The following is a 20,865-nucleotide window of genomic DNA, read 5'->3' as shown; positions in this document are numbered from 1 at the left end:
CGGCCTCGCCAAGGGTTGATATCGCTGGCCCGCCGAGCTATCTGTGTGGCCGAATCGACTCCACTCGGCTTTCAGTCAGCCACGACCGAGTACGACGACTACCGCCCGCCCGTTGAGGGGACGATCCCGGCGTGGCTCTCAGGGACGCTCATCCGCAACGGCCCCGGGCGGTTTACCGTCGGCGATCGGCGCGTCAACCACTGGTTTGACGGGTTGGCGATGCTGCGCCGCTATGCCTTCGACGATGGCGCGGTGCGATACGCGAATCGGTTCCTCCGCAGCGACGCGTACGCCGACGCCGAGGCCGGCCAACTAACCGGGCAGTTCGGCACCGACACCCGCGGCTGGCGGCGCGTGCTCGATACCCTCCGCTCGTTCGGCCTGCCGGAGCCGACCGACAACGCCAACGTCCATGTCGCCCGGATCGACGGCGAGTATGTCGCGCTCACCGAGGCCCCGCGCCGGGTTGCCTTCGATCCGGAGACACTCGCTACCCGCGGCGAGTTCACCTTCGACGACGACCTGACCGAGCACATCACCGCGGCTCATCTTGTCGACGACCCTCACCACGAGGAACTGATCGGTTTTGCGACCCAGTTTGGCATCCAACCGCAGTACCACGTCTACCGGGTTCCACGCGACAGCCGCCGCCGGGAGTTGATCACCTCAATCGACGCCCGCGGGCCGGCGTACATCCACGACTGCAGTGTGACCGATCGCCACGTTCTGCTGGTTGAGTCGCCGCTGACGCTGTCGGTGTGGCGCGCCCTCAATCCCTTTTCCGAGGGGGCGATCGATATGCTGGGGTGGGAGCCCGAACAACCAACCCGGCTGCTCGTCGTTGACCGCGAAAGTGGGGAGCTGGTCGCCGAGCCGACCTTCGCGGCGACATTCTGTTTCCACCACGTCAACGCCTTTCGGGACGGGGGTGAGATCGTCCTTGATCTCATTGAGTTCCCCGACAGCGACATCGTCGGCGCGCTCTCGATGGCCGAACTTGACAGCGAGGGGTTCCCCGACGTGCCGGATGGCCGGCTTATGCGATATCGGATCGATCCGGCGACCGCCGCCCTCGACCGCACACGGCTGTACGCCGGCGGGATGGAACTGCCGCGTGTCCCGCGATCAGCAGTTGGTCGTCGCCACCGCTACGCCTACGGGCAGGCCACCGACCGCGATGGGGCCACCGGGCTGGTGAAAGTCGACTGCCAAGCGGGGACGGCACAGGAGTGGTGGGAGGAGTCGGTGTATCTTGAGGAGCCGATCCCGATCCAGCGACCTGACGGCGACGCCCCCGACGACGGTGTCGTGGTGGCGACCGCACTCGATGCGACACAGGAGCAGACCAGCCTGCTTGTGTTTGATGCCGAGACGCTGACGCTGCAGGCGCGAGTTGCCCTGCCGCACGTCGAACCATTCGGGTTTCACGGCCGCTTTTTCCCGGACGAATAGCCGTCTGTTCCCGACAGCCGATATCGCTCGCGGATGCAGGACGGTTTTATTTGCGCTCGTCGAACCCACCATATGAGCGAGGAGCCGGAGTCGTCGTCGACGCCGACCGCCGACCCCGAACATCGCGCGGCCGGGGACGTTCAGGCCGTCTACGACCGCATCGCCGACCACTTCGCGTCGACGCGGGCCTACGCCTGGCCCGAGGTCGAGTCGTTCGTGACAGCGATCGCCGACCACGAGGGGCTTGGTCGCGCACTCGACCTCGGCTGTGGCAACGGTCGGCACACCGAACTGCTGGCCGAGCACGGGGCCGACGCCATCGGCGTCGACGTGAGCCGCGGGCTGCTGTCGGCGGCGGCGAGCCGCCAACGCGATCACGGGTTTGCTGCCGATCTTGTGCAGGGTGATGCAGCCACGCTCCCGTTTGCCGACGACACCTTCGGGCAGATCGTCTACGTTGCCACGCTGCATCATCTCCGGCCGGAGGCGACCCGCCGACGGAGCCTCGCCGAACTCGGCCGCCTGTTGGAGCCGGGTGGCCTCGCGCTTGTCTCAGCATGGAGCACCGCCCACGACCGGTTTGACGCCGAGGCGAGCGTTGACACGACAGTTGAGTGGACGCTGCCCGGCGGTGAGACGGTCGATCGCTACTACCATATCTACGATCCCGACGCCTTTTGGGCGGCCCTGAACGCCGTCGAGGGGATCGATCCCCTCACAGTGACCGTCTCCAGTGGGAACTGTTATGCGGTCGTGACGACCGCCGACAGCGACACGGCGACAGCGTGGGCCGTCGAATCGGTATTGTAGTTGTCGCGCACAACTGGTGCGGAGTTATATGACTGGGGCCGTTATGTGGGTACACATGAGTACAACGGATGGCGCCGATCCTGATGTCGAGGCCGACGAGTATGAGGTTGCGGTGATCGGGGGTGGGCCGGCTGGGCTGTCGGCCGCACTGTATACGACGCGACTGAGCCACGATACAGTCCTTATCGACCGCGGCGGTGGCCGCGCGGCGATGATGTTAGATACGCACAACGTCATCGGTGTCCCCGAAGAGATTTCCGGCAACGAGTTTCTCCAGACGGCGACCGAACAGGTGCAAAACTACGGCGGCGATGTGGTTCGGGACCTGGTCACGGAGATCGAACGCGACGGTGACGGCCGGTTCCACCTCAGCGGCAACAACACCGAGGTCATTGCCGACCGTGTCGTGCTTGGGATGGGCTTTTCGGATGAGCGACCTGAGCCGCCGCTGCCGCGCACCGGGAAGGGGCTGCACTACTGTCTGCACTGTGACGCCTACATGTTCATCGACGAATCGGTGTACGTGATGGGTACCGGTGAGGCGACCGCCCACGTCGCCATGATCATGCTCAACTTCACCGACGAGGTTGATATCCTGACGCGCGGCGACGAGATCGAGTGGAGCGAGGAGACCCAGCAGCTCGTTGAGGGGCACCCGATTGATCTGATCCATGAGGATATCGAGAGCCTGACCCGTGGTGACGACGGCTGGCTCGAAAGCTTCACCTTCGAGGATGGCACCACCCGGGAGTACCGCGGCGGCTTTGCGATGTATGGCTCGGATTACAACACCGGGCTGGCGACCGATCTTGGCTGTGAGCTTAACGACGACGGGACAGTCATCACTGACGACCACGGGGCGACGACCGTCGACGGCGTCTACGCGGTCGGTGACATCACGCAGGGCCACAACCAGGTGCCGGTTGCGATGGGCAAGGGTGCTCGCGCCGGATTGGCGATCCACAAGGAGCTGCGAACGTTCCCCAAGTCGCTGGACGAACTCGAGGCCGAGGGGCCGGTTGGCGAGACCGAGGTACCGGGGGTGTCCCCGGAGATTCGGGACGCCGCCGAGGCGTTTGGCGACGACTGACGACGCTGAATCGGTAAGGTATTAATGGCCCATCGGAAAGTGGGTGGTGCGTGCCGGTGGTCTAGTGGTAGGACCTGAGCCTTCCAAGCTCATGGCCCGGGTTCAAATCCCGGCCGGCACATACTGCCGAAGACAACACTGCGAGCGACCGGCGTGTCGCTCGCACCCCGTCTGAGGCTGTTTGTACTACGCCGGATTTGAAGCCTCCCAGTCGCGCACAGCGAACGAAGTGAGCGAGCACGTCTGAGTTCGGTTCAAATCCCGGCCGGCACAGTACGAGCGCGGCGCACTCTCGCACCGCGCGGTTCTTGGCTCGTCGATTTGAACCAGCGAGCGATGCGAACGAAGTGAGCAAACGAGTGAGGTTCAGATTCCGGTCGGCCGATTCCGATTCGCAATCGGATAGCACAATCCTGATAGCGATCGATTTTGTTGAGAATTTCATTGAATATATCAAATACCTACTGAAGAACGGCAGAAACGTTTGTTATAGTTTCGATTTGTCCGTCTTTACTCGGTCGGTGCGGCGTTTCGCCTAGAATATTTACTCTAAACCGAGTTGTTCATTATTTTGTTTGCGGAAATTTTGGTGATAGCTCAGAGTTTGCCGCTTTAGACAAACAAATGTATGTATATACCGTGGCTACAACTGCGATGATGGCAAGAAAAGCAGAAGAAACAAAACGATCACGTATCGAAACCGGTCGGTACAAGCGATTCCGGGAAACCACCGACAGCGGCTCGCGGTACAGCCGCCTGCGGGCGACGAGCGGCAGCATTTACCGGCGTCGCTCTCAGCGGCGTCGCCGCTGACGCGGTCGACTGTCCTGTCGTCCCACTGTGCCACCGTTCGGTGGCCACCCACTCCACCTGGTGTCGACCCACGCGCTACTCATCCCGTGGGTTTTCATACCACGATTGTATGATGCAAGTAGCCACGGTGTCACCGCTACGTTGACAGCCATGAGTGCGACCGGGCAGATCCGTGTGTCGTCGGCAGCGAAGGCGGCACTCGAAGCACAAAAAGAGCCGGGCGAAAGCTACACCGAGACGGGAGAGCGAATTGGTCGAGAATCTACCGTCCACGAACCAAACGCGTTTTATATACTCACGGCAAAGCGACGCCAAGGAGAGTACACCATGGAAATGCCACGCCGGATGAATACATACTGTCCGCATTGTGACGCTCACCACGAACACGAGGTCGAGAAGGTTCGCTCCGGTCGCTCCACCGGAATGAAGAAGGTTCAAGACCGCCAGCGCGACCGCCAGACCTCCACCATCGGCAACGCCGGGAAGTTCTCGAAGGTGCCCGGTGGCGACAAGCCAACGAAGAAAACCAACCTCACCTACCGCTGCAGCGACTGTGGCACCGCCCACGTCCGCGAGGGATGGCGCGCCGGTCGACTCACCTTCCAGGAGTAAGCATGGCAGGCAACTTCGTCACCGTCGAATGCAGCGACTGCGGCAACGAACAGATCGTCTTCGAAAAGACCGCCACGGTCGTCAACTGTGCGGTCTGCGGCACCACGCTGGCAACGCCGACAGGCGGCAAGGCCGACATCGACCACGAGGTCGGCGAGACCGTCGAGGCACGGTAGGCCCCCCGATCAATGAAGTACAGTGGCTACCCCGAGGTCGGCGACCTCGTCGTCGGTGAGGTCGATGAGATCGCCGACTTCGGCGTGTTCGTCGATCTGGATGAGTACGAGGACAAACGCGGGCTGGCCCACATCAGCGAGGTCGCCAGCGGCTGGATCAAAAACGTCCGCGATCACGTCCAGGAAGGCCAGACCGTCGTCGCCAAGGTGCTGGATGTCGATGAAGGCTCCCAACAAATCGATCTCTCGATCAAGGATGTCAACGAACACCAGCGCAAGGACACCATCCAGGCCTGGAAAAACCAACAGAAGGCCGACAACTGGATGGAGCTCGCCCTCGGCGAGGATGTCGACGACGACACCTACACCACAGTCGTCAACGGCCTGCTGGCCGAGTACGACACGCTGTATGCGGCCTTCGAGCAGGCGGCGATCCACGGCACCGAGGCCCTCGACGACACCGATCTCGGCGAGGAACACGTCCAAGCGATCGTCCAGACCGCCCGCAACAACGTCTCGGTGCCGTACGTCACCGTCACGGGCTACGTCGACCTGCGCTGTCCAAGCCCCGACGGCGTTGACGATGTGAAAGAGGCCCTCCAAGCCGCAGAGGGTAACGGTGAGGTACCGCCGGAGGTCGAACTCGAAGTCACCTACGTCGGCGCGCCGGAGTACCGGATCAAGGTGCAGGCACCGGATTACAAAACCGCTGAATCCGAGCTTGAGGCGAGTGCCGACCGCGCCACCGAGGCCATCGAGGCTGTTGGCGGCGAGGGCGAGTACCACCGCGAACGACGCGAAGACGACGAATAATCCGCACTCTCTTCGTTTCATGAAATCCGACATCCGCGTTTGCAGCGCGTGGGAGACCGAACACGACCGGCCGGTCTACAGCCTCAGCGACACCTGTCCCGAGTGTGGCAGCCCCACCGCAAACAGCGCGCCCGCGCCGTTCAGTCCCGAGGATCCCTACGGCGAGTACCGACGGGCTCTTAAGCGACGCGACCGCGAGTAGGGCCATGGACGAAATCGAGATCAACTCGCTTGCGGAGCCGGAGCTCCGCGATCCGGTGTTGATCGAAGGACTGCCGGGCGTCGGTCATGTCGGCAAGCTCGCGGCCGAACACCTCGTCGAGGAGCTCGACAGCGAGCTGGTGCGACAGGTGTACGCCGACGAGTTCCCACCGCAGGTCACCGTCGACGACGAGGGGGTCGCCGATCTCACCTGCGCCGAATTCCACGCCGTCACAACCGAGGGCGACGGCCCTGATCTCGTTGTGTTGACCGGCGACCACCAGGCGGCCACCAACGACGGCCACTACTCGCTGACGACGGCGTTTCTCGATGCGGCCGAATCGCTCGGTGTCGAGACCGCCTACGCGCTTGGCGGCGTGCCGACCGGCGAACTCATCGAGGAGTACACCGTGCTTGGGGCTGTCAGCACCAGCGACCAGAAGGGCGTGCTCGAAGACGCCGGCGTCGAGTTCCGCGCCGACGAGCCGGAAGGTGGGATCGTCGGCGTCAGCGGCTTGATCCTCGGGCTGGGAAAGCGACGCGGCCTCGATGCGGCCTGTCTGATGGGCGAAACGAGCGGCTACCTTGTCGACCCCAAAAGTGCCCAGGCGGTGCTCGAAGTGCTGGAGATGGTGCTCGACTTCGAGGTTGATTTCAGTTCCCTGGAGGATCGCGCCGAGGAGATGGAGGAGGTCGTCGGCAAGATCCAGGAGATGCAGTCTCAACAGCAGGCGATCCCCGACGAAGAACTCCGGTATATCGGCTGACAATCCGACCGCCTGCGGCCCGCGATGTCGCGGTTCGGTCGCTGACTGAGTCACCATTTTACCGACGGCCATCGAACCCACAGCTATGTCTACTGTTCGCGTCGCCGGCGTCGGCCTGACGCCGTTCGGCGACCACGGGGATCGCGCCGGCCGTGATCTCTTTGCCGAAGCTGCCGCCGCGGCCATCGACGACGCCGGGATCGATCGCGGGGCGGTCGACCGCCTCACTTACGGCAACTTCATGGGGAGTCTTGCCGAGCAACAGGGCCACCAGGCCCCGTTGATGGCCGAGGCCGCCGGCCTCGACTGCCCGGCGACGCGCTACGAGGAGGCCTGCGCCTCCGCTGGCGTCGCGGTCAAAGCCGCCGTTGAGGCGATCCGCGCCGGCACCGCCGACCTCGTCGTCGCCGGCGGGATGGAACGGATGACCTGCCTCGATACCGGCGAAGTGACCGAGGCTCTCGCCATCGCGGCCGACGAACTCTACGAGGTACGGGCGGGCATAACGTTCCCCAGCGCGTACGCGCTGATGGCACAGGCCTACTTCGACCGATTCGGCGGCGGCCGCAAGGAGCTCGCCCATATCGCGGTCAAAAACCACGCAAACGCCGTTCCCAACGAGTACGCTCAGTACCAACGCGAGATCACCGTTGAGGACGCCCTCGACGCGCCGCCGGTCGCCGAGCCGCTCCATCTCTACGACGCCTGCCCGATTACTGACGGCGCGAGCGCGGTCGTCTTGGCCTCGGACTCATTCGCCGAAGTCAACGACCTCGACGCGCCGATCGAAATCACGGGTGTCGGACAGGGCGGCGATCGCCTTGCCTTGCAGGATCGAGACGCGATCGCTCAGACACCGGCCGCGACGGCAGCCGCCGAGACCGCCTACGCCGACAGCGGGATCACCGCCAGCGACATTGACGTGGCTGAGGTACACGACTGTTTCACGATCGCCGAAGCGATGGCACTCGAATCGCTTGGCATCGCCGACACAGGCAAGGGGATTGTCGCTGCCCGCGACGGCATAACAACCCCAGAGGGCGACTGCCCGGTCAATCTCTCGGGCGGGCTGAAAGCCAAGGGCCATCCGGTCGGCGCGACCGGCGGGAGCCAGATCGCCGAACTCACCCGGTTGCTGCGCGGCGATCACCCAAACAGCGAGTACGTTGACGACGCGACAACGGGCGTCGCCCACAACGCGGGTGGCACCGTCGCCAGCGCGGTTGTTCATGTCTTGGAGGTGGCCGAATGACTGCCGACGACAGCGACGACTCGGCGACGGTGGACGGCGATCCAGCCAGCTACGATGAGTGGCTCGACGCCATCGCCGCCGGTGAGGGGTTTTATTTTGAATCGCCGGCCGGCGTCGGATCGTTGCCGCCGCGGCGGGTCTGTCCCGAAACCGGATCGACCGACCTCACACGTGAGCCGCTACCCGAAATCGGCACCATCGAGACCTACAGCGTCGTCCACGTTGCCACGCCGGGCTTCACCGACGACACGCCGTATATCAGTGCGATCGCGGACTTCGGCCCGGTTCGGATCACGGGCGTCGTTCGCGGCGTCGATCCCGAAACCGTCGATGGTCTCGTTGGCGACCCCGTTACTGTGAGCGTCGGAACGCGGTCAACGACCGATGACCGCGTCGTCGTCCTGTCTCCCACCGAGTTGTAACGCCAGCGTCGCCACTGGTGCCCCTCGGCGACGAGGATTTGTGGCTGTCTCCCAAAGTGGTTGCATGGATCAGGATCTGTTTCGGACAGCCGCTGGCGACCCGGTGACGGCGGTCACCGCCGCGGAGATGACCGAGGTCGATCGCGTTGCCGTCGAGGAGTTTGGGCTCGGCATTGTCCAGATGATGGAACACGCCGGGCGGACGCTGAGCCGGATTGCCAGCGAGAGCGACCCCGACAGAATCACCGTTGTCGCCGGTGGCGGTGGCAACGGCGGTGGCGGGCTGGCGTGTGCCCGCCATCTTGCCGCCCGCGACCGCCTGCACAGGGTCGTTCTCGACCGCTCGCCCGCGACATACCAGGGCGCGCCGGCAACGCAGCTCCGGCTGCTTGAGCGAATGGATATCGAGCTTGTTGACGCGGCAGCAACACCAGATGGTTCGGAAACAGACGCGATCACCGACGCCGACCGTATCATCGACGCGCTCATCGGCTATGGGCTGACTGGCGCGCCGGGTGGGATCGCCGCCGAGCTGATCGCGGCGATGGAGTCGGCGTCGGCCCCGGTCACCGCGTTAGATATACCGTCCGGCGTCGATGCGACCACCGGTGAAGCTGCCGGGGCGGTCGTCACACCCGAGACGACGGTCACGCTCGCGGTACCGAAAACCGGGTTACTCCCGCTCGATCACCGACTCGTCTGTGCCGATCTGGGAATCCCCGCCAGCGTCTACGAGGCCGTCGGCATCGAGTACACACACCCGTTCGGTGATCAGTTCAGCGTCGATCTCAGCCGAGCCGAATGATCCGGGTGGGTGCCACGACCCGACCGTTTGTGTCGAGATGCCTAAACCACAGGCAGCCCAAAGCGGAGTCATGACCGACGACGAGGGCTTGGGGCTCACCGTCAAGAGCGCGGAAAAACGCGACGCCGGCCGGGGGATCGCCCGGCTGCCGGAGGCTGCGATCCGCAAACTCGGCGTGCTGAGCGGCGATACGGTCGTCATCGAGGGCGAACAGGCAACAGTCGCCAAGGTCTGGCCCGGCGGGCACGATGTTGACGCTGATACAGTGCTCATCGATGCCGACACCCGCGCCAACGCCGACGTGAAGATCGGCGAGCAAGTACGAGTGAAAAAAGAATCCGTCGCCGAGGCGGAGTCGGTGACGCTGCAAGCCCCCGACGAGTTGGGCAGCGTCGATATCGCCCACGACACCATCGAAACGGCGGTCAAACGCGGGCTTCGTGATCGCCCGATCAGAGTCGGTGAGGGTGTCCGAATCGAACGCCTCGCTGGCAGCCGGTTCGTCATCACCGACACCGATCCAGCGGGCACCGTCCGTGTCGCGGGGTCGACAGACGTGACCGTCTCACCAGTCACCGGCAGCGATGCGAAATCGGCGGACTCAGCGGGCGACAAACTCCGAAAAACCGTTGACCGCGCAACGGGTGGCGACGCTGGCGACGCCCCACAGCGACCCGCGACGGGGGTCACCTACGAGGACATCGGCGGCCTCGACGACGAGCTCGAACTCGTTCGGGAGATGATCGAACTCCCGCTGTCGGAGCCGGAGGTCTTTACGCGTCTTGGCGTCGACCCACCAAAAGGCGTCCTCCTGCATGGCCCGCCGGGCACCGGCAAGACGCTCATCGCCAAAGCGGTCGCCAACGAGGTTGATGCGACCTTTCTGACCGTCTCCGGCCCGGAGATCATGTCGAAGTATAAGGGCGAATCGGAGGAAAAACTCCGCGAGAAGTTCGAAGAGGCCGCCGACAACACGCCGGCGATCATCTTCTTCGATGAGATCGACTCCATCGCGGGCAAACGCGACGACGGCGGCGACGTGGAGAGCCGCGTTGTCGGCCAACTCCTCTCGCTGATGGACGGCCTCGACGCCCGCGGCGACGTGATCGTCATCGGCGCGACCAACCGCGTCGACTCGCTGGATCCCGCCCTGCGGCGCGGCGGCCGCTTCGATCGGGAGATCGAGATCGGTGTCCCCGGCGTCGCCGGCCGCCACGAGATCCTGGAGGTACACACCCGCCGGATGCCGCTGGCCGACGACGTTGACATCGAGGGGCTCGCCGACCGCACCCACGGCTTTGTCGGCGCGGATCTCGAATCGCTGGCCACGGAGGCCGCGATGACCGCCCTCCGGCGGACGCGACAGGCCGGCGAGGATCTCCGGACGGTCGAGGTCACCCGCGAGGATTTCGAATCGGCGATGACCGCGGTCGAACCCTCCGCGATGCGGGAGTACGTCGCCGAGCAGCCGACGACGACATTCGACGATGTTGGCGGGCTCACCGAGGCGAAACAGCAGCTAACCCAGGCGGTGACCTGGCCGCTGCAGTACGGGCCGTTGTTCGATGCCGCCAACACGACCCCACCGACCGGGGTGTTGCTGCATGGGCCACCCGGCACCGGGAAAACCCTGCTTGCGCGGGCGATCGCCGGCGAAAGCGAGGTCAACTTTATTCAGGTGCGCGGCCCGGAGCTGCTGGATCGGTACGTCGGCGAGAGCGAGAAGGCGGTTCGAGAGGTCTTCGAGCGCGCCCGCCAATCCGCGCCGGCGATCATCTTCTTCGATGAGATCGACGCCATCGCCGGCGACCGCGACGGGGTGGGCGGCGATTCCGGCGTCGGCGACCGCGTTGTGAGCCAACTGCTGACCGAACTCGATCGGCTCAGCGATGTGCCGAATCTGGTTGTGTTGGCCGCGACAAACCGCCGAGAGAGCCTTGATGGGGCACTGCTCCGCTCGGGCCGACTCGAACGATCGATCGAGGTGCCGACCCCGGATGCCGACACCCGCCGGGCGATCCTTGACGTTCATACCCGCGGCATGCAGCTGACCGACGATGTCGATCTCGATTCGATCGCTGCGGCGACCGAGGGAGCCTCCGGGGCCGATCTCACATCGATCTGTCGGGAGGCGTCGCTGTTGGCGATCACGGAGCTGACCGAGCAGTACGAGGGGCTCACAGCCAACGATCATGCCGACGAGCTGGCGGTGACCGCAGCCCACTTCGAGGCGGCCAAAGCCTCGGTACTTGCATCGTAATCTCGATCCCGGTGTTGACTCCCACCGTCCGGGGGTGGCGGCGACATCTCGGATCGACCCGTGGTTTGAAGCCGACGCCGCTCAAACGGCGGGTATGAGCGACGAAGAACCGCTGTCCGAGCAGCCACTCACCGAGGGCCGCGCTGACAAACTCACAACCGTCTGCCGGAGCGCGGTCGGCGACAGCTGTCGGTCGGTCACCTACTTCGATGCGACCAACTACATGCAGGTGTATCTCCGCGATGATCTCGAACAGGATGCCGATCTGATGTCGTTTATCGGCCACGAGTGGCACGACTACAAAACGACGACCGATGCGTATGCGGGCTCGGAGCTCGGCAAATACCGCTACTCGATCCGGGTGTTCGAAAACGGGTTTCTGGTTCGGGTTGGCCGCGGCGACCGCGGGGTGTTCGTGACAACCGACGGCCTGAAGCTCAAGGACTTTGACTCCCTTGTCGCGGCCATCTCCGAACTGTTCGAAAGCTGGGAGTAAGCCGTGGCAGCCGGCCGCCTTCGAACGCTGCTCGGCGTCCCGGTGACGGCGCTCCGCTGGTGGCGACGAACCACGACCGCCCCGCTCGCCGAGCAGTATCTTGTGTTGCTCGCGTTGCCGGCAACGCTGAGTCTGAGTTGGCTGCTTGGGATCGGTGATGGCTTGGGGTTCAGTCTCGCCGCCGACTCGGTGACCGCTGACGGGCGAACCCTGCTTACCGCCTTTACCGCGAACTATATCCACGTCAGCGGGCGACATCTGTTCGATAACCTGCTCAACTTCTGGTTGACGCTGTTTGGGCTGTACCCGCTGGTGGCGATCGCCGGCTGGGAGCGACGGTTCCGACGCCTGACGGTCAGCTACCTCCTTGTCGTGCCGTTTGTCGTCGCGTGGGTGACGCTGGCGACGCTGGGGCAGGTGACCGATCAGCCGTCGGTCGGTTTCTCGGGGATCGTCGCCGCCTTTCTCGGGCTGTTGCCGGTCGTCCTCGCCGCCGCCGGGGGCGAGCTCACCGACGGCAGGTTCGATCCAGCCTGGAGTGTGGTGCCGTTTTTCGCGTCGCTGGCTGTCGTGTTCGCGGTGCCGTCGGTGTGGTATTTTCCGGTACAGCCGCTGGTCGCGGTCGGCTGTGGCGGGGCGGGGCTGCTCGCGGCCGGGCTGCTCTGGTGGGTTGAGCCACCACGGGAGATCAGTGCCGCCGCACAACCGCTATCGGCCGACCACCGGCTGGCGTTGCTGATCGGTACCACTGTCTTCGTTTTCGGCGTTGTCGGCGCGCTGGTGATCGTTCCACCTGGCACCAACGTCTGGGGGCATCTGACGGGGTATGTTGTCGGCTTCCTGCTGCCGTATCTCGGCTACGTCATCGCCCCAGCCGTGCGCCGATAGCGTCACCAGCCGTCGATACCGGCCTCGGTGTCGACGATTTCACGACCGTGCAGTTCCGAGCCGCCGTCGAAACGGTTAGGTTACTCAAATCGAAACCAAAATTTAGATGAATCTAATTCAAGTTGCGGTCATCGACGCACCCTGGAGGTGGATCGATGGCGGGTGAGCTGTCGGCGCTCGTGCTGACAGCCGATGGGCTGCTGTCGGGCGCGCTGGTCGAGATCTTTGTCGCCTCGGTGCGGGACGGCTACGTCCAGGTCAGCGCGTTCGTCGCCGTTACCGTCCTCGCGTTCAGCTACGTCCAGTACAAGACGAGGGGCGCGCTCGTTGAGCGACTGGAGGCCAACCGGCGGTACCAGCCCCTCGTCGGCGCGCTGATGGGGTTGACGCCGGGCTGTGGCGGTGCGATCGTGATGATGCCGCTGTACATCCGCGGGACGGTGAGCTTTGGCACCGTTGTGGCAACGCTGATCGCAACCGCCGGCGACTCGGCGTTTGTCATCCTCGCACTCGCTCCCGAGGCCGCCCTCTACGCCTACGCGATGGCCTTCGGCGCGGCGATCCTGTCGGGGTACGCCATCGACCGCTTCGGGATGGGTGTCGGCCGTGTTGACCGCGCGGTGAGCCGCATCCAGCCGGCGGCGACCGACGGCGGCACCGCCGCCAGCGTCGTCGGCCGAAGCTCGAACCCGGCCCACGAGTACGACGGCGAGACGCCGGCCCACACCCACGAGTCCGGCCCCGACCGCGAATCAGCGATCCTCACGCCGCTGAGCCACGCTGTCCACGTCGCGTGGTGGTTTGCCGCGGTGATGGCACTCGGGTTGGGGATCACCTATCTCGCCCGCGGCGCGCCGGAGGTGCCGCTGACGATCGGCGTCGACTTCGCCGGGCTGTTCACGATCGTCGGTATCACGGGTACGACGCTGTCGTTTTACCTCTATCTCGTCGGGCGACACTACATAGGCGAGGGACAGGTCGGCCGCGCGCGGGAGTCGTTTGCGAGCCTCTACGGCACGTTCCAGCATGCCGCAATGGAGACCAGTTTCGTCACCGTCTGGGTGCTTGTCGCCTATCTCGCCTACGAGTACCCGGTCGCGCTGTTTGAACTCGATATCGCCGCCATCGCGGCCGCCGCGGGCGTTCTCGCGCCGGTCGGGGGCGCGCTGCTGGGGTTGATTCCGGGCTGTGGCCCCCAGATCGTGTTGGCGGGGGCCTACGCACAGGGCGGGATCCCGTTTTCGGCGCTGGTCGCCAACGCCATCAGCCAGGACGGCGACGCGCTGTTCCCGCTGATCGCCATCGACAAGAAGGCCGCCATCATCGCCAGCATCTACACGACGATCCCCGCGCTCATCATCGGCGTCGCGCTCCACTTCCTGTGGGGGCCGGTGTTCGGGCTGGAATCGTTCGGCTTCGGCGTCCTCGGCGGGTAGCGGGCGTAGCTATTCGGTCTCGTCAGCGGCGAGATCGACGACAACGCCGGCCAGCAGGTCGATCCCGACGGCGATATCACGCTCGTCGACATCGAACGTTGGCGTGTGGTGGCCGCCCGGATGATCGGTGCCGACGCCGACGTAGGCCGCCAGTCCGCCCTGTTGTTGGACACGCTGCATCAGGTAGGTTGCGTCCTCGCTGCCGCCGAGGCTGTCGTGGTCGACGACGTGGTCGACGCCGGCGGTGCGCCGGGCAACGCGGTCGACGACATCGACGAGCGCGGCGTCGCTGTGGGCACTCGGTGCGTCGCCCAGTCGCTCGATGTCGACCGCGCAGTTGTGCATCGTTGCCGCGCCGCTGAAGACGTTCTCGGCGCGATCCCACATGTACTCCATCAGGGCGGTCGTCTCGCCGCGAACCTCGCCGTCGATAAACGCCTCCTCGGGGACGATGTTGCTCGCGGTGCCGCCACCGACGCGGCCGGCGTTGACGCGGGTGCCGCCCGCCGAGTTGCGCGGAATCCCGTAGAGATTTTGCACCGCGGCGGCCATCGCCTGCACCGCGTTGTCGCCGTCCTCGGGTCGCGCGCCGGCGTGGGCCGAGTCGCCCTCGAAGGTCGCCTCAAACTGCCGGACAGCGAGAAACTCGTCGATGCCGGCGACGACCTCGCCGGAGGGGTGATCGAGGCCGATGTGGAGCGCGAGGAAGGAGTCAACATCGTCGAGAACGCCCGATTCGGCGATGGATTGCCCGCCCGCGATCGTCTCCTCTGCGGGCTGGAAGATGAGCTTGAACGCCCCCGCGAAATCGCTGTCGAGCACCCGATCAAGGACGCCGAGGCCGATAGTTGCGTGGGCGTCGTGGCCGCAGGCGTGCATGTAGCCCTCGTTTGTCGAGCGAAAGCCCGCGGCCGCGGGGTGGTGGTCGTCGCTCTCGGCTTCGGTGATCGGCAACGCGTCGATGTCGACGCGGAGCGCGACGGTTGGGCCGTCGCCGCGGTCGACGATGGCGACCGCGCCGGTGTAGCCCTCGCCGATATGGTCGAGGACGGCGTCGGGTGTGCCCGCCTCGCGGGCCCGCTCGCGCCACTCGGTCAGCGTCGCGTCGTCGGGAACATTGCGTCGGGCGTCGCCGTGGATCTCGGCTCCGTAGTGGAGCTCGTCGATCGCTCGCTGTTCGAGTTCGTCGATCAGGCGGGCTGTCGTGTAGAACTCACACCACGCCGGCTCGGGATGGCGGTGGAGCTCGCGGCGAAGATCGCGGTCGGTGTCGGCGAGATCGGGTTCGGGCATACCGACGAGATGGTGACGGGAGGGATAAAATGCCGCGACCGTGGTGTAGCGTTACTGTGAGTACGGGATCCGCGACGGTCGACCCATATTCCGGGTTTCGGCGGCCTCTATCCGGCCGGCGATCATCGCGGCCACCTGGATCGCCGCGGCCAACACCGGCTCCGGAACATCCATCTGGAGGTTCTCCGGCGATTGCTGTGCCAACAGCTCAAGATACTCCTGTTCCAGGCTATCCAGCAGTGCCGGATCGACCTCTTCGAGGATGAACGCCTCGGCTAGCTCATCGGCCACGTCGACGACCTCAGGATCGAACTCGAAGGGGCCTTCATCGGACGGCGGCTCCATCATACAACGCTCTACCAGGCTCCGCAAAGTGAATCTTTTTGCAGTCAATCAACACCTCCGTGTCCGCTCCGAGCCGAGCTAGTTGCCGCCGAGAGGCTGTTGCTGTTCGACCTCGATCTCGACGTGGATCGAGTCAGGAAACTCCATGTGGCCGATCTCGTTGGCGATGTGTTCCGCGCCGTGGATGTCGAGCCGGCGTTCGTAGACGCTGTAGCTCCAGGGATCGAAGCTGTCGCCGGGCTGGAGCGTCTGATACTGTGGGACGCTGAGCCGATTTTCCGGCGAGGTATGCGGCCCCTTACACTGCCCGCCTTTGCGTTCAACGAGTGCCTTCAGCTCATCAACCGTCTCGGTCAGGACGGCCCGATCCCCGGATTGGAAGGTGAGCTTGGTGACGAAGGTCATACCCCTCGCTGGGGCGGCAAGCACCAAAAGCCCGTCTACCGGCTCCCGGCGTGGGATCACCTCTCACCGGGTGTCACAGCGGTCGCCGTCGACCCCCTGCGGTGGATCGATCGCGGCACCACGGCCTCCGATACCCTCTTACGGTGGGCCATCATTAGAGTCGCCAATGACGGTTGAGGCAACCAGTGCTGGGGCGATCCTCTTCCGCGACACCCGTGGCTGCCGGGAGTATTTGCTCCTCAAAAGCCGACCGGGGGACTGGGAGTTCCCCAAAGGCGGGGTCGAAGGAGACGAGGAGCTTCAGCAAACCGCGATCCGAGAGGTAGAGGAGGAGGCCGGCATCGAGGAGTTTCGACTCATCAACGGCTTCCGCGAGGATTACGACTACGTGTTTCAGGCCAGCGGCGACACGATCCACAAGACGGTGCATCTGTTTATCGCTCACTCATTCGAGGCGAGCGCGGAGATCTCGACGGAGCACCGCGACCTCCAGTGGCGCGATTACGAGCAGGCGCTCAACACGATCACCCAGGATGGGCCACGAGAGATCCTTGAACAGGCCGACGCCTTCCTCGATGAACGCCTCGAAGAGGAGGGCGACTACATCTAAGCCGGGCCGTGTCCCATCCCGCCGCCGACTCGGAGTTTCGCTACGAGCTGTGTGTCTGTCGGTGGGCGGAACTCGCCTGGCCGCCCGGCGGCGACACCGACCAAACAGCCCATATCGTCGCCCGCCAACTCGGCACCCAGCAGCGACGCTGGGATACCGTCGTCGTCGAGTGCGACCCGGCGGGGCTTCGCGCCCGCGCTGCCTTCGGTGACGACGAACTCGATTCCGACCTCTTGCATGTCGTCCGCAACGCGCCTGCCGAATGGGCGTGGTACCGCGACGCGCTGCCCGAACCCGACTACCCGTGGCGATACGTCCGCGAGGCCGTCCACCGCGCCGCCGACCGCGGAATCGTTGAGACGCGCCGTGAGGGTAACCACATCGAGATCAAGCGGATCGCCGCCTATCCCGACTGGGTGCAGCGGCTGATCGCCATCGAGAACAAGCCGGATCTCGACGCCTCGGCGGCCGATCGGCTCGCTGACCAGCTCAGCCACGATGTCGATGTCGGCCTCGCCGACGAGGTGTGGGTTGCCACCGCCGAAACCGGTGAGACAGTCGAGCCAGCCTTGCTCGAAACGCTCCCGGTGGAGGCAGGTATACTCACAACGGATTTCACCGGCGGTGTCGACGGCGACGGGGCGAGTGTCGCGTGGCATCCAACCGGGCTGACACCGACACACAGCAGCGAGTACCGGGCGTCACGCCAACTCGAACTCGCTGAGCGGGCCTACGGCCGCGGCTGGCGGAACTATCAGGCAACGATGCGACCCGACTGTCGACACTTTCAGCTTCGACGCGATGGGCGACTCATGGGGCCGTGGTGTGCCGCCAAGGACTGTCGGCAGTCGACTGCGGAGTGCAGCGCGTCATGTTCGGCGTTCGAGCCTGAGCCACCGGCCTGGCGCACGAAGGGATGGCCGATTGAGGGCGGCCCCGGTGCCGGGATCCGACAGCTGTTGGCGCGCCGCGCCGACCGCAATCGGTAGCTCACGCCTCGGTTATCGTGACGCGAACCTCGTCGCGGTCGACACAGGCGCGAAACGTCGGCACCGCCCGGTAGCGAACCTCGACGACGCCGATCCGTTTCAGTCGCTGGAGGGCCGCCCGCACGTCGTCGACATCCGGGTCGATATCGAACGCCTCCCGTAGCCCGTTGAGCACGCTGACAACGCTTTCGGATCGCTCCTCGGGGCCGGCAACGGTCTCGAAGACCTTCGCCTCCAGCGGCGAGAGCCGGATCGATCCCGGCGTCGCGTCGGCATCTGCATCTTCGCCCGGCGGTTCGACCCCCGGCTCGACGCCGGTGAGCTCGACGGCCTCCGGCGTCGATCGGATCAGGCTGTCGTCGTCACGGTAGTAGTAGTCCTTGAGGTGGCCTTCGAGATACTGGTGTACCTCGCTGCCGCTGTCGACCCCCCAGCGTTCCTGGAGTTCGCTGTTTTTCGTCGGCTGGAGCTCGACGACATCCTCCAGTCGGGCCAGTTCCTCATCGGTGAGGCTCATACTCCCACTTTCGAGTCGGCCCCTTTCTGGGTTCCGGGTTTCGGCTGTCGTGTTCCGAACGCAGAACGGAGGGGAGCGACTAAGCCTACTGAGACCGAACCACATGCTATGGCAGATGTAAAAATCGCCCGCGTCACGTCCGTCCTCAGCGAGATCGAATACCCGGTCGACCGGGAGGCAGCCGCCGCGGCGTTCGACGATACCACGCTCATACTGGCCGACGGCGAGGCGGATCTCGGCGAGCTTATCGGCGAGACCGGCCCTGACAGCTTCGCCTCAGCGGACGACCTCACGACCGAGTTGCACAACGTCGTTCCCATCGAAGCGGTCGGCGAACCCGGCCAGTCCGACGGCGACGCCTGAACTCCTTCCCAACCCAGCTGAACCCAGTTATTTAAATACGACAACGGACTTCGACCCGCTAATGGAGTTCTGTGACGACTGCGGTTCGATGATGAAAACGGAGGGCGACGAATGGGTCTGTGATGCCTGCGGCTTCACGAAACTGCGCGATGAGGCCGCGGAGGCCGCGATGACGACCACACAGGGCCAAGAGGAAACCGAGATCGTCGACGTCAGCGACGCCGAGGACAAGGGGCTGCCGACGACGACGGCGGCCTGCCCGGAGTGTGACAACGACCGCGCCTACTGGTATATGCAGCAGATCCGGGCGGCCGACGAGAGCGAGACCCGGTTTTTCGTCTGTACCGAGTGTGAACACAAGTGGCGCGAGGACGACCACTAGATGGACGTTCCCCGGCCGGCCGTTCCGAGCGAGCGACTGGCCGGCTGGCGGGAGACCGACGCAACCATCGAGAAAGCGTTTTCGACCCCGATTGTCACCGTCTACACCCATACCGTCGTCTTCGAGGAGACCGAGGCCAGAGCGCGGATTCGTGCCGAAACCGGCTGCGATCACCCCTGGCAGTTCTTTTTTGTGAGTCGCATCCGGCTGGAGCCGCGGCGTGAGCCGAACGCGATGTTGACACAGCTGGTGCGACGGAAGGCCGCTGACGGCTTCACCGATCGGCTCGCCGATCGCGGCATCGAGCAGGTCGCCGAACGTGATCGACGCGAGCGAGCGATCGGCGAGGCGACGGGACAGATCGTCACCTACGGCGGGTTGGTTCGGCGGTCGATACAGGTTGCCGATGACGGCGATACCCCGGCTGCTGCCGACGCCGACAGCGATGCGATCACTGACAACGCCGACAGCGATGCAACCACTGCCGACGCCGACAGCGACGCTGCCACTGACGACGACCGATCGACCGCACTGCTTGCGGTGCCGATCACCGCGATGGTCGGTATCTGGGCGGCTGCCGGCGACTACCACGTTGCCGGCGGCGGTGTCCCCGCGGGGCCACCCGACAGCGGGCCACCCGCCGTTGTCGACGCCGTTGCCGAGACGATCGACCCGACAGCGGCTCGTGAGACGCTTCTCGATCTGCTCGACGCCTGCGGTCAGGCCGACTAACTCACCCGGGCGACCCGTCAAGAACCACCTGACAGCAGGATCGAGCACTGGCGATATGCTCGTCTGCGGTCTCGTCGCCGGTCGATTCGGCCTCGGCCAACAGCGCGGCGACCTGCTGGACTCGCTGTCGTCTGGTCGCCGGATCGATGTCGTCGCTGGCGGCATCCCGCGCGACCGCTTCGGCCTCCCCGAGCCAGCGGTTGGTTGCCGGCGGGATCGGCCGCTCGGCGGTGGCGGTGAGGTGGGCGGCCAACGCGTCGCTGGCGGCGGCCGGATCCTCGGGCGGTGGTTCGGCTGGTTCCATACCGTGCCCTCAGGCGGGCGCAGTAATCAAAGGGGGTGCTGTGGGATGCTCTCATCCCGATTCGGCGTGCGCAGTCGATCAGTGTGGTTTTATGTATGGTGTTGGTAGCCGACAGGTGTATGACTGAAACCCCCTCGGTTAGCAGACGACGACTGCTTGCGGCCGGCGGTGTCGGCCTCGGGTTGGCCGCCGCCGGCTGTATGGCCCCCGGCTCGGAGCGACGCGCCACCGCCTTTCTCCAGCTCTCGGAGGACGCACAGGCCGAACTACAGGCGGAAAACCAACAGCTCAGCCAGGAGCTCCAGAACGGCAGCATCTCCCGACAGGCGGCGAGCCAACAGATCTCCGAGCTCCAAACCGAGCTCAACGACGAGCTGGTCGAGAGTGCGACCACGGAGGCCGAATCACTCGGGCTGACCGTTGAGGATTCGATCACACCGCCAGGCGGCTCGCCGCTGCTGCTCGTCTCGGGGTCGGAAAGCGCGCTCCTGGATTACATGAACGTCGATATGGTCGCTGGCATCACCAGTCCCGACCAGTTCGAAGAGCTGCAAGAACAGCAGGCCCAGGCAGCAAACCAGACGACTACCCAACCCACCGGCTAACCGAGGACGGTTTCACGTTGCTGGCGA

Annotated in this window: 26 protein-coding genes and 1 tRNA gene; 22 read left to right on the top strand and 5 right to left on the bottom strand. The window is 65.0% G+C overall.

The window, feature by feature from the left end:
* Positions 1-45: 45 nt before the first annotated feature.
* From HKK80_RS01155 to HKK80_RS01080, 16 genes are all read left to right on the top strand, one after another.
* Positions 46-1,452, top strand: coding sequence for a carotenoid oxygenase family protein (locus tag HKK80_RS01155; protein WP_411797772.1), 1,407 nt, complete (start codon positions 46-48; stop codon positions 1,450-1,452).
* A gap of 72 nt (positions 1,453-1,524) precedes the next feature.
* Positions 1,525-2,262, top strand: a complete 738-nt coding sequence (locus HKK80_RS01150) for a class I SAM-dependent methyltransferase (RefSeq protein ID WP_411797771.1) — start codon at positions 1,525-1,527, stop codon at positions 2,260-2,262.
* 55 nt (positions 2,263-2,317) lie between these two features.
* On the top strand, positions 2,318-3,352 hold the full coding sequence (locus HKK80_RS01145) for an NAD(P)/FAD-dependent oxidoreductase (protein ID WP_411797770.1): 1,035 nt from the start codon (positions 2,318-2,320) through the stop codon (positions 3,350-3,352).
* Between the two features lie 50 nt (positions 3,353-3,402).
* Positions 3,403-3,473: transfer RNA gene (locus HKK80_RS01140), tRNA-Gly, on the top strand.
* Between the two features lie 1,019 nt (positions 3,474-4,492).
* Entirely contained in the window at positions 4,493-4,777 is a 285-nt protein-coding gene (locus tag HKK80_RS01135; RefSeq protein ID WP_411797788.1) for a 50S ribosomal protein L44e, read from the top strand.
* Positions 4,778-4,779: 2 nt separating this feature from the next.
* Positions 4,780-4,953: a 30S ribosomal protein S27e gene (locus HKK80_RS01130; RefSeq protein WP_120082595.1), complete on the top strand. Its 174-nt coding sequence runs from the start codon at positions 4,780-4,782 to the stop codon at positions 4,951-4,953.
* Between the two features lie 12 nt (positions 4,954-4,965).
* A complete protein-coding gene (locus HKK80_RS01125) occupies positions 4,966-5,766 on the top strand; it encodes a translation initiation factor IF-2 subunit alpha (RefSeq protein ID WP_411797769.1) in 801 nt (266 codons plus the stop codon).
* 19 nt (positions 5,767-5,785) lie between these two features.
* Complete coding sequence (locus HKK80_RS01120) at positions 5,786-5,968, top strand: RNA-protein complex protein Nop10 (RefSeq protein ID WP_411797768.1); 183 nt, start codon at positions 5,786-5,788, stop codon at positions 5,966-5,968.
* Positions 5,969-5,972: 4 nt separating this feature from the next.
* Positions 5,973-6,734, top strand: a complete 762-nt coding sequence (locus HKK80_RS01115) for a proteasome assembly chaperone family protein (RefSeq protein ID WP_411797767.1) — start codon at positions 5,973-5,975, stop codon at positions 6,732-6,734.
* Positions 6,735-6,819: 85 nt separating this feature from the next.
* Positions 6,820-7,986 carry a thiolase C-terminal domain-containing protein gene (locus tag HKK80_RS01110; RefSeq protein ID WP_411797766.1) on the top strand — a complete coding sequence of 389 codons (1,167 nt, stop codon included), beginning with the start codon at positions 6,820-6,822 and terminating at the stop codon, positions 7,984-7,986.
* Positions 7,983-8,408: a Zn-ribbon domain-containing OB-fold protein gene (locus HKK80_RS01105; RefSeq protein WP_411797765.1), complete on the top strand. Its 426-nt coding sequence runs from the start codon at positions 7,983-7,985 to the stop codon at positions 8,406-8,408. The genes HKK80_RS01110 and HKK80_RS01105 overlap by 4 nt, the downstream gene beginning before the upstream one ends.
* A gap of 64 nt (positions 8,409-8,472) precedes the next feature.
* Positions 8,473-9,213, top strand: a complete 741-nt coding sequence (locus HKK80_RS01100; RefSeq protein WP_411797764.1) for an NAD(P)H-hydrate epimerase — start codon at positions 8,473-8,475, stop codon at positions 9,211-9,213.
* Positions 9,214-9,283: 70 nt separating this feature from the next.
* Positions 9,284-11,473, top strand: a complete 2,190-nt coding sequence (locus tag HKK80_RS01095; protein WP_411797763.1) for an AAA family ATPase — start codon at positions 9,284-9,286, stop codon at positions 11,471-11,473.
* A 94-nt stretch (positions 11,474-11,567) separates the two neighbouring features.
* Positions 11,568-11,969: a hypothetical protein gene (locus HKK80_RS01090; RefSeq protein WP_411797762.1), complete on the top strand. Its 402-nt coding sequence runs from the start codon at positions 11,568-11,570 to the stop codon at positions 11,967-11,969.
* Between the two features lie 3 nt (positions 11,970-11,972).
* Positions 11,973-12,857, top strand: a complete 885-nt coding sequence (locus tag HKK80_RS01085) for a hypothetical protein (protein ID WP_411797761.1) — start codon at positions 11,973-11,975, stop codon at positions 12,855-12,857.
* Positions 12,858-13,012: 155 nt separating this feature from the next.
* Positions 13,013-14,293 carry a putative manganese transporter gene (locus tag HKK80_RS01080; protein WP_411797760.1) on the top strand — a complete coding sequence of 427 codons (1,281 nt, stop codon included), beginning with the start codon at positions 13,013-13,015 and terminating at the stop codon, positions 14,291-14,293.
* A 9-nt stretch (positions 14,294-14,302) separates the two neighbouring features.
* On the opposite strand, the gene HKK80_RS01075 is transcribed toward HKK80_RS01080, so the two are convergent.
* From HKK80_RS01075 to HKK80_RS01065, 3 genes are all read right to left on the bottom strand, one after another.
* Complete coding sequence (locus tag HKK80_RS01075) at positions 14,303-15,586, bottom strand: amidohydrolase (RefSeq protein ID WP_411797759.1); 1,284 nt, start codon at positions 15,584-15,586, stop codon at positions 14,303-14,305.
* 51 nt (positions 15,587-15,637) lie between these two features.
* Positions 15,638-15,934 carry a hypothetical protein gene (locus tag HKK80_RS01070; protein ID WP_411797758.1) on the bottom strand — a complete coding sequence of 99 codons (297 nt, stop codon included), beginning with the start codon at positions 15,932-15,934 and terminating at the stop codon, positions 15,638-15,640.
* A gap of 75 nt (positions 15,935-16,009) precedes the next feature.
* Positions 16,010-16,336 carry a 30S ribosomal protein S10 gene (locus HKK80_RS01065; RefSeq protein WP_411797757.1) on the bottom strand — a complete coding sequence of 109 codons (327 nt, stop codon included), beginning with the start codon at positions 16,334-16,336 and terminating at the stop codon, positions 16,010-16,012.
* A 166-nt stretch (positions 16,337-16,502) separates the two neighbouring features.
* Here HKK80_RS01065 and HKK80_RS01060 point away from each other — a divergent pair, with 166 nt between their 5' ends.
* Together HKK80_RS01060 and HKK80_RS01055 are read left to right on the top strand one after the other, a co-directional pair.
* Positions 16,503-16,946 (top strand): NUDIX domain-containing protein, encoded by a 444-nt coding sequence (locus tag HKK80_RS01060; protein ID WP_142442032.1) that lies wholly within the window; start codon positions 16,503-16,505, stop codon positions 16,944-16,946.
* A gap of 8 nt (positions 16,947-16,954) precedes the next feature.
* Positions 16,955-17,935: a DUF5787 family protein gene (locus HKK80_RS01055; protein WP_411797756.1), complete on the top strand. Its 981-nt coding sequence runs from the start codon at positions 16,955-16,957 to the stop codon at positions 17,933-17,935.
* A gap of 1 nt (position 17,936) precedes the next feature.
* On the opposite strand, the gene HKK80_RS01050 is transcribed toward HKK80_RS01055, so the two are convergent.
* A complete protein-coding gene (locus HKK80_RS01050; protein WP_411797755.1) occupies positions 17,937-18,452 on the bottom strand; it encodes a DUF5797 family protein in 516 nt (171 codons plus the stop codon).
* Positions 18,453-18,560: 108 nt separating this feature from the next.
* Here HKK80_RS01050 and HKK80_RS01045 point away from each other — a divergent pair, with 108 nt between their 5' ends.
* From HKK80_RS01045 to HKK80_RS01035, 3 genes are all read left to right on the top strand, one after another.
* Positions 18,561-18,815: a hypothetical protein gene (locus HKK80_RS01045; RefSeq protein ID WP_411797754.1), complete on the top strand. Its 255-nt coding sequence runs from the start codon at positions 18,561-18,563 to the stop codon at positions 18,813-18,815.
* 61 nt (positions 18,816-18,876) lie between these two features.
* Positions 18,877-19,197: a transcription factor S gene (locus tag HKK80_RS01040; protein WP_411797753.1), complete on the top strand. Its 321-nt coding sequence runs from the start codon at positions 18,877-18,879 to the stop codon at positions 19,195-19,197.
* Entirely contained in the window at positions 19,198-19,929 is a 732-nt protein-coding gene (locus tag HKK80_RS01035) for a hypothetical protein (RefSeq protein ID WP_411797752.1), read from the top strand. It abuts the gene before it with no gap.
* 1 nt (position 19,930) lies between these two features.
* Here HKK80_RS01035 and HKK80_RS01030 read toward each other — a convergent pair whose 3' ends face one another.
* On the bottom strand, positions 19,931-20,233 hold the full coding sequence (locus HKK80_RS01030; RefSeq protein ID WP_411797751.1) for a hypothetical protein: 303 nt from the start codon (positions 20,231-20,233) through the stop codon (positions 19,931-19,933).
* 119 nt (positions 20,234-20,352) lie between these two features.
* On the opposite strand from HKK80_RS01030, the gene HKK80_RS01025 reads away from it, so the two are divergent.
* Positions 20,353-20,838, top strand: a complete 486-nt coding sequence (locus tag HKK80_RS01025; protein ID WP_411797750.1) for a hypothetical protein — start codon at positions 20,353-20,355, stop codon at positions 20,836-20,838.
* Positions 20,839-20,865: the final 27 nt, after the last annotated feature.

The organism is Halonotius sp. F2-221B (genome assembly GCF_046719765.1).
Classification (GTDB): Archaea; Halobacteriota; Halobacteria; order Halobacteriales; family Haloferacaceae; genus Halonotius.
The sequence above is the reverse complement of the archived record's forward strand: the minus strand, read 5'-3'. Positions and strand labels throughout refer to the sequence as shown.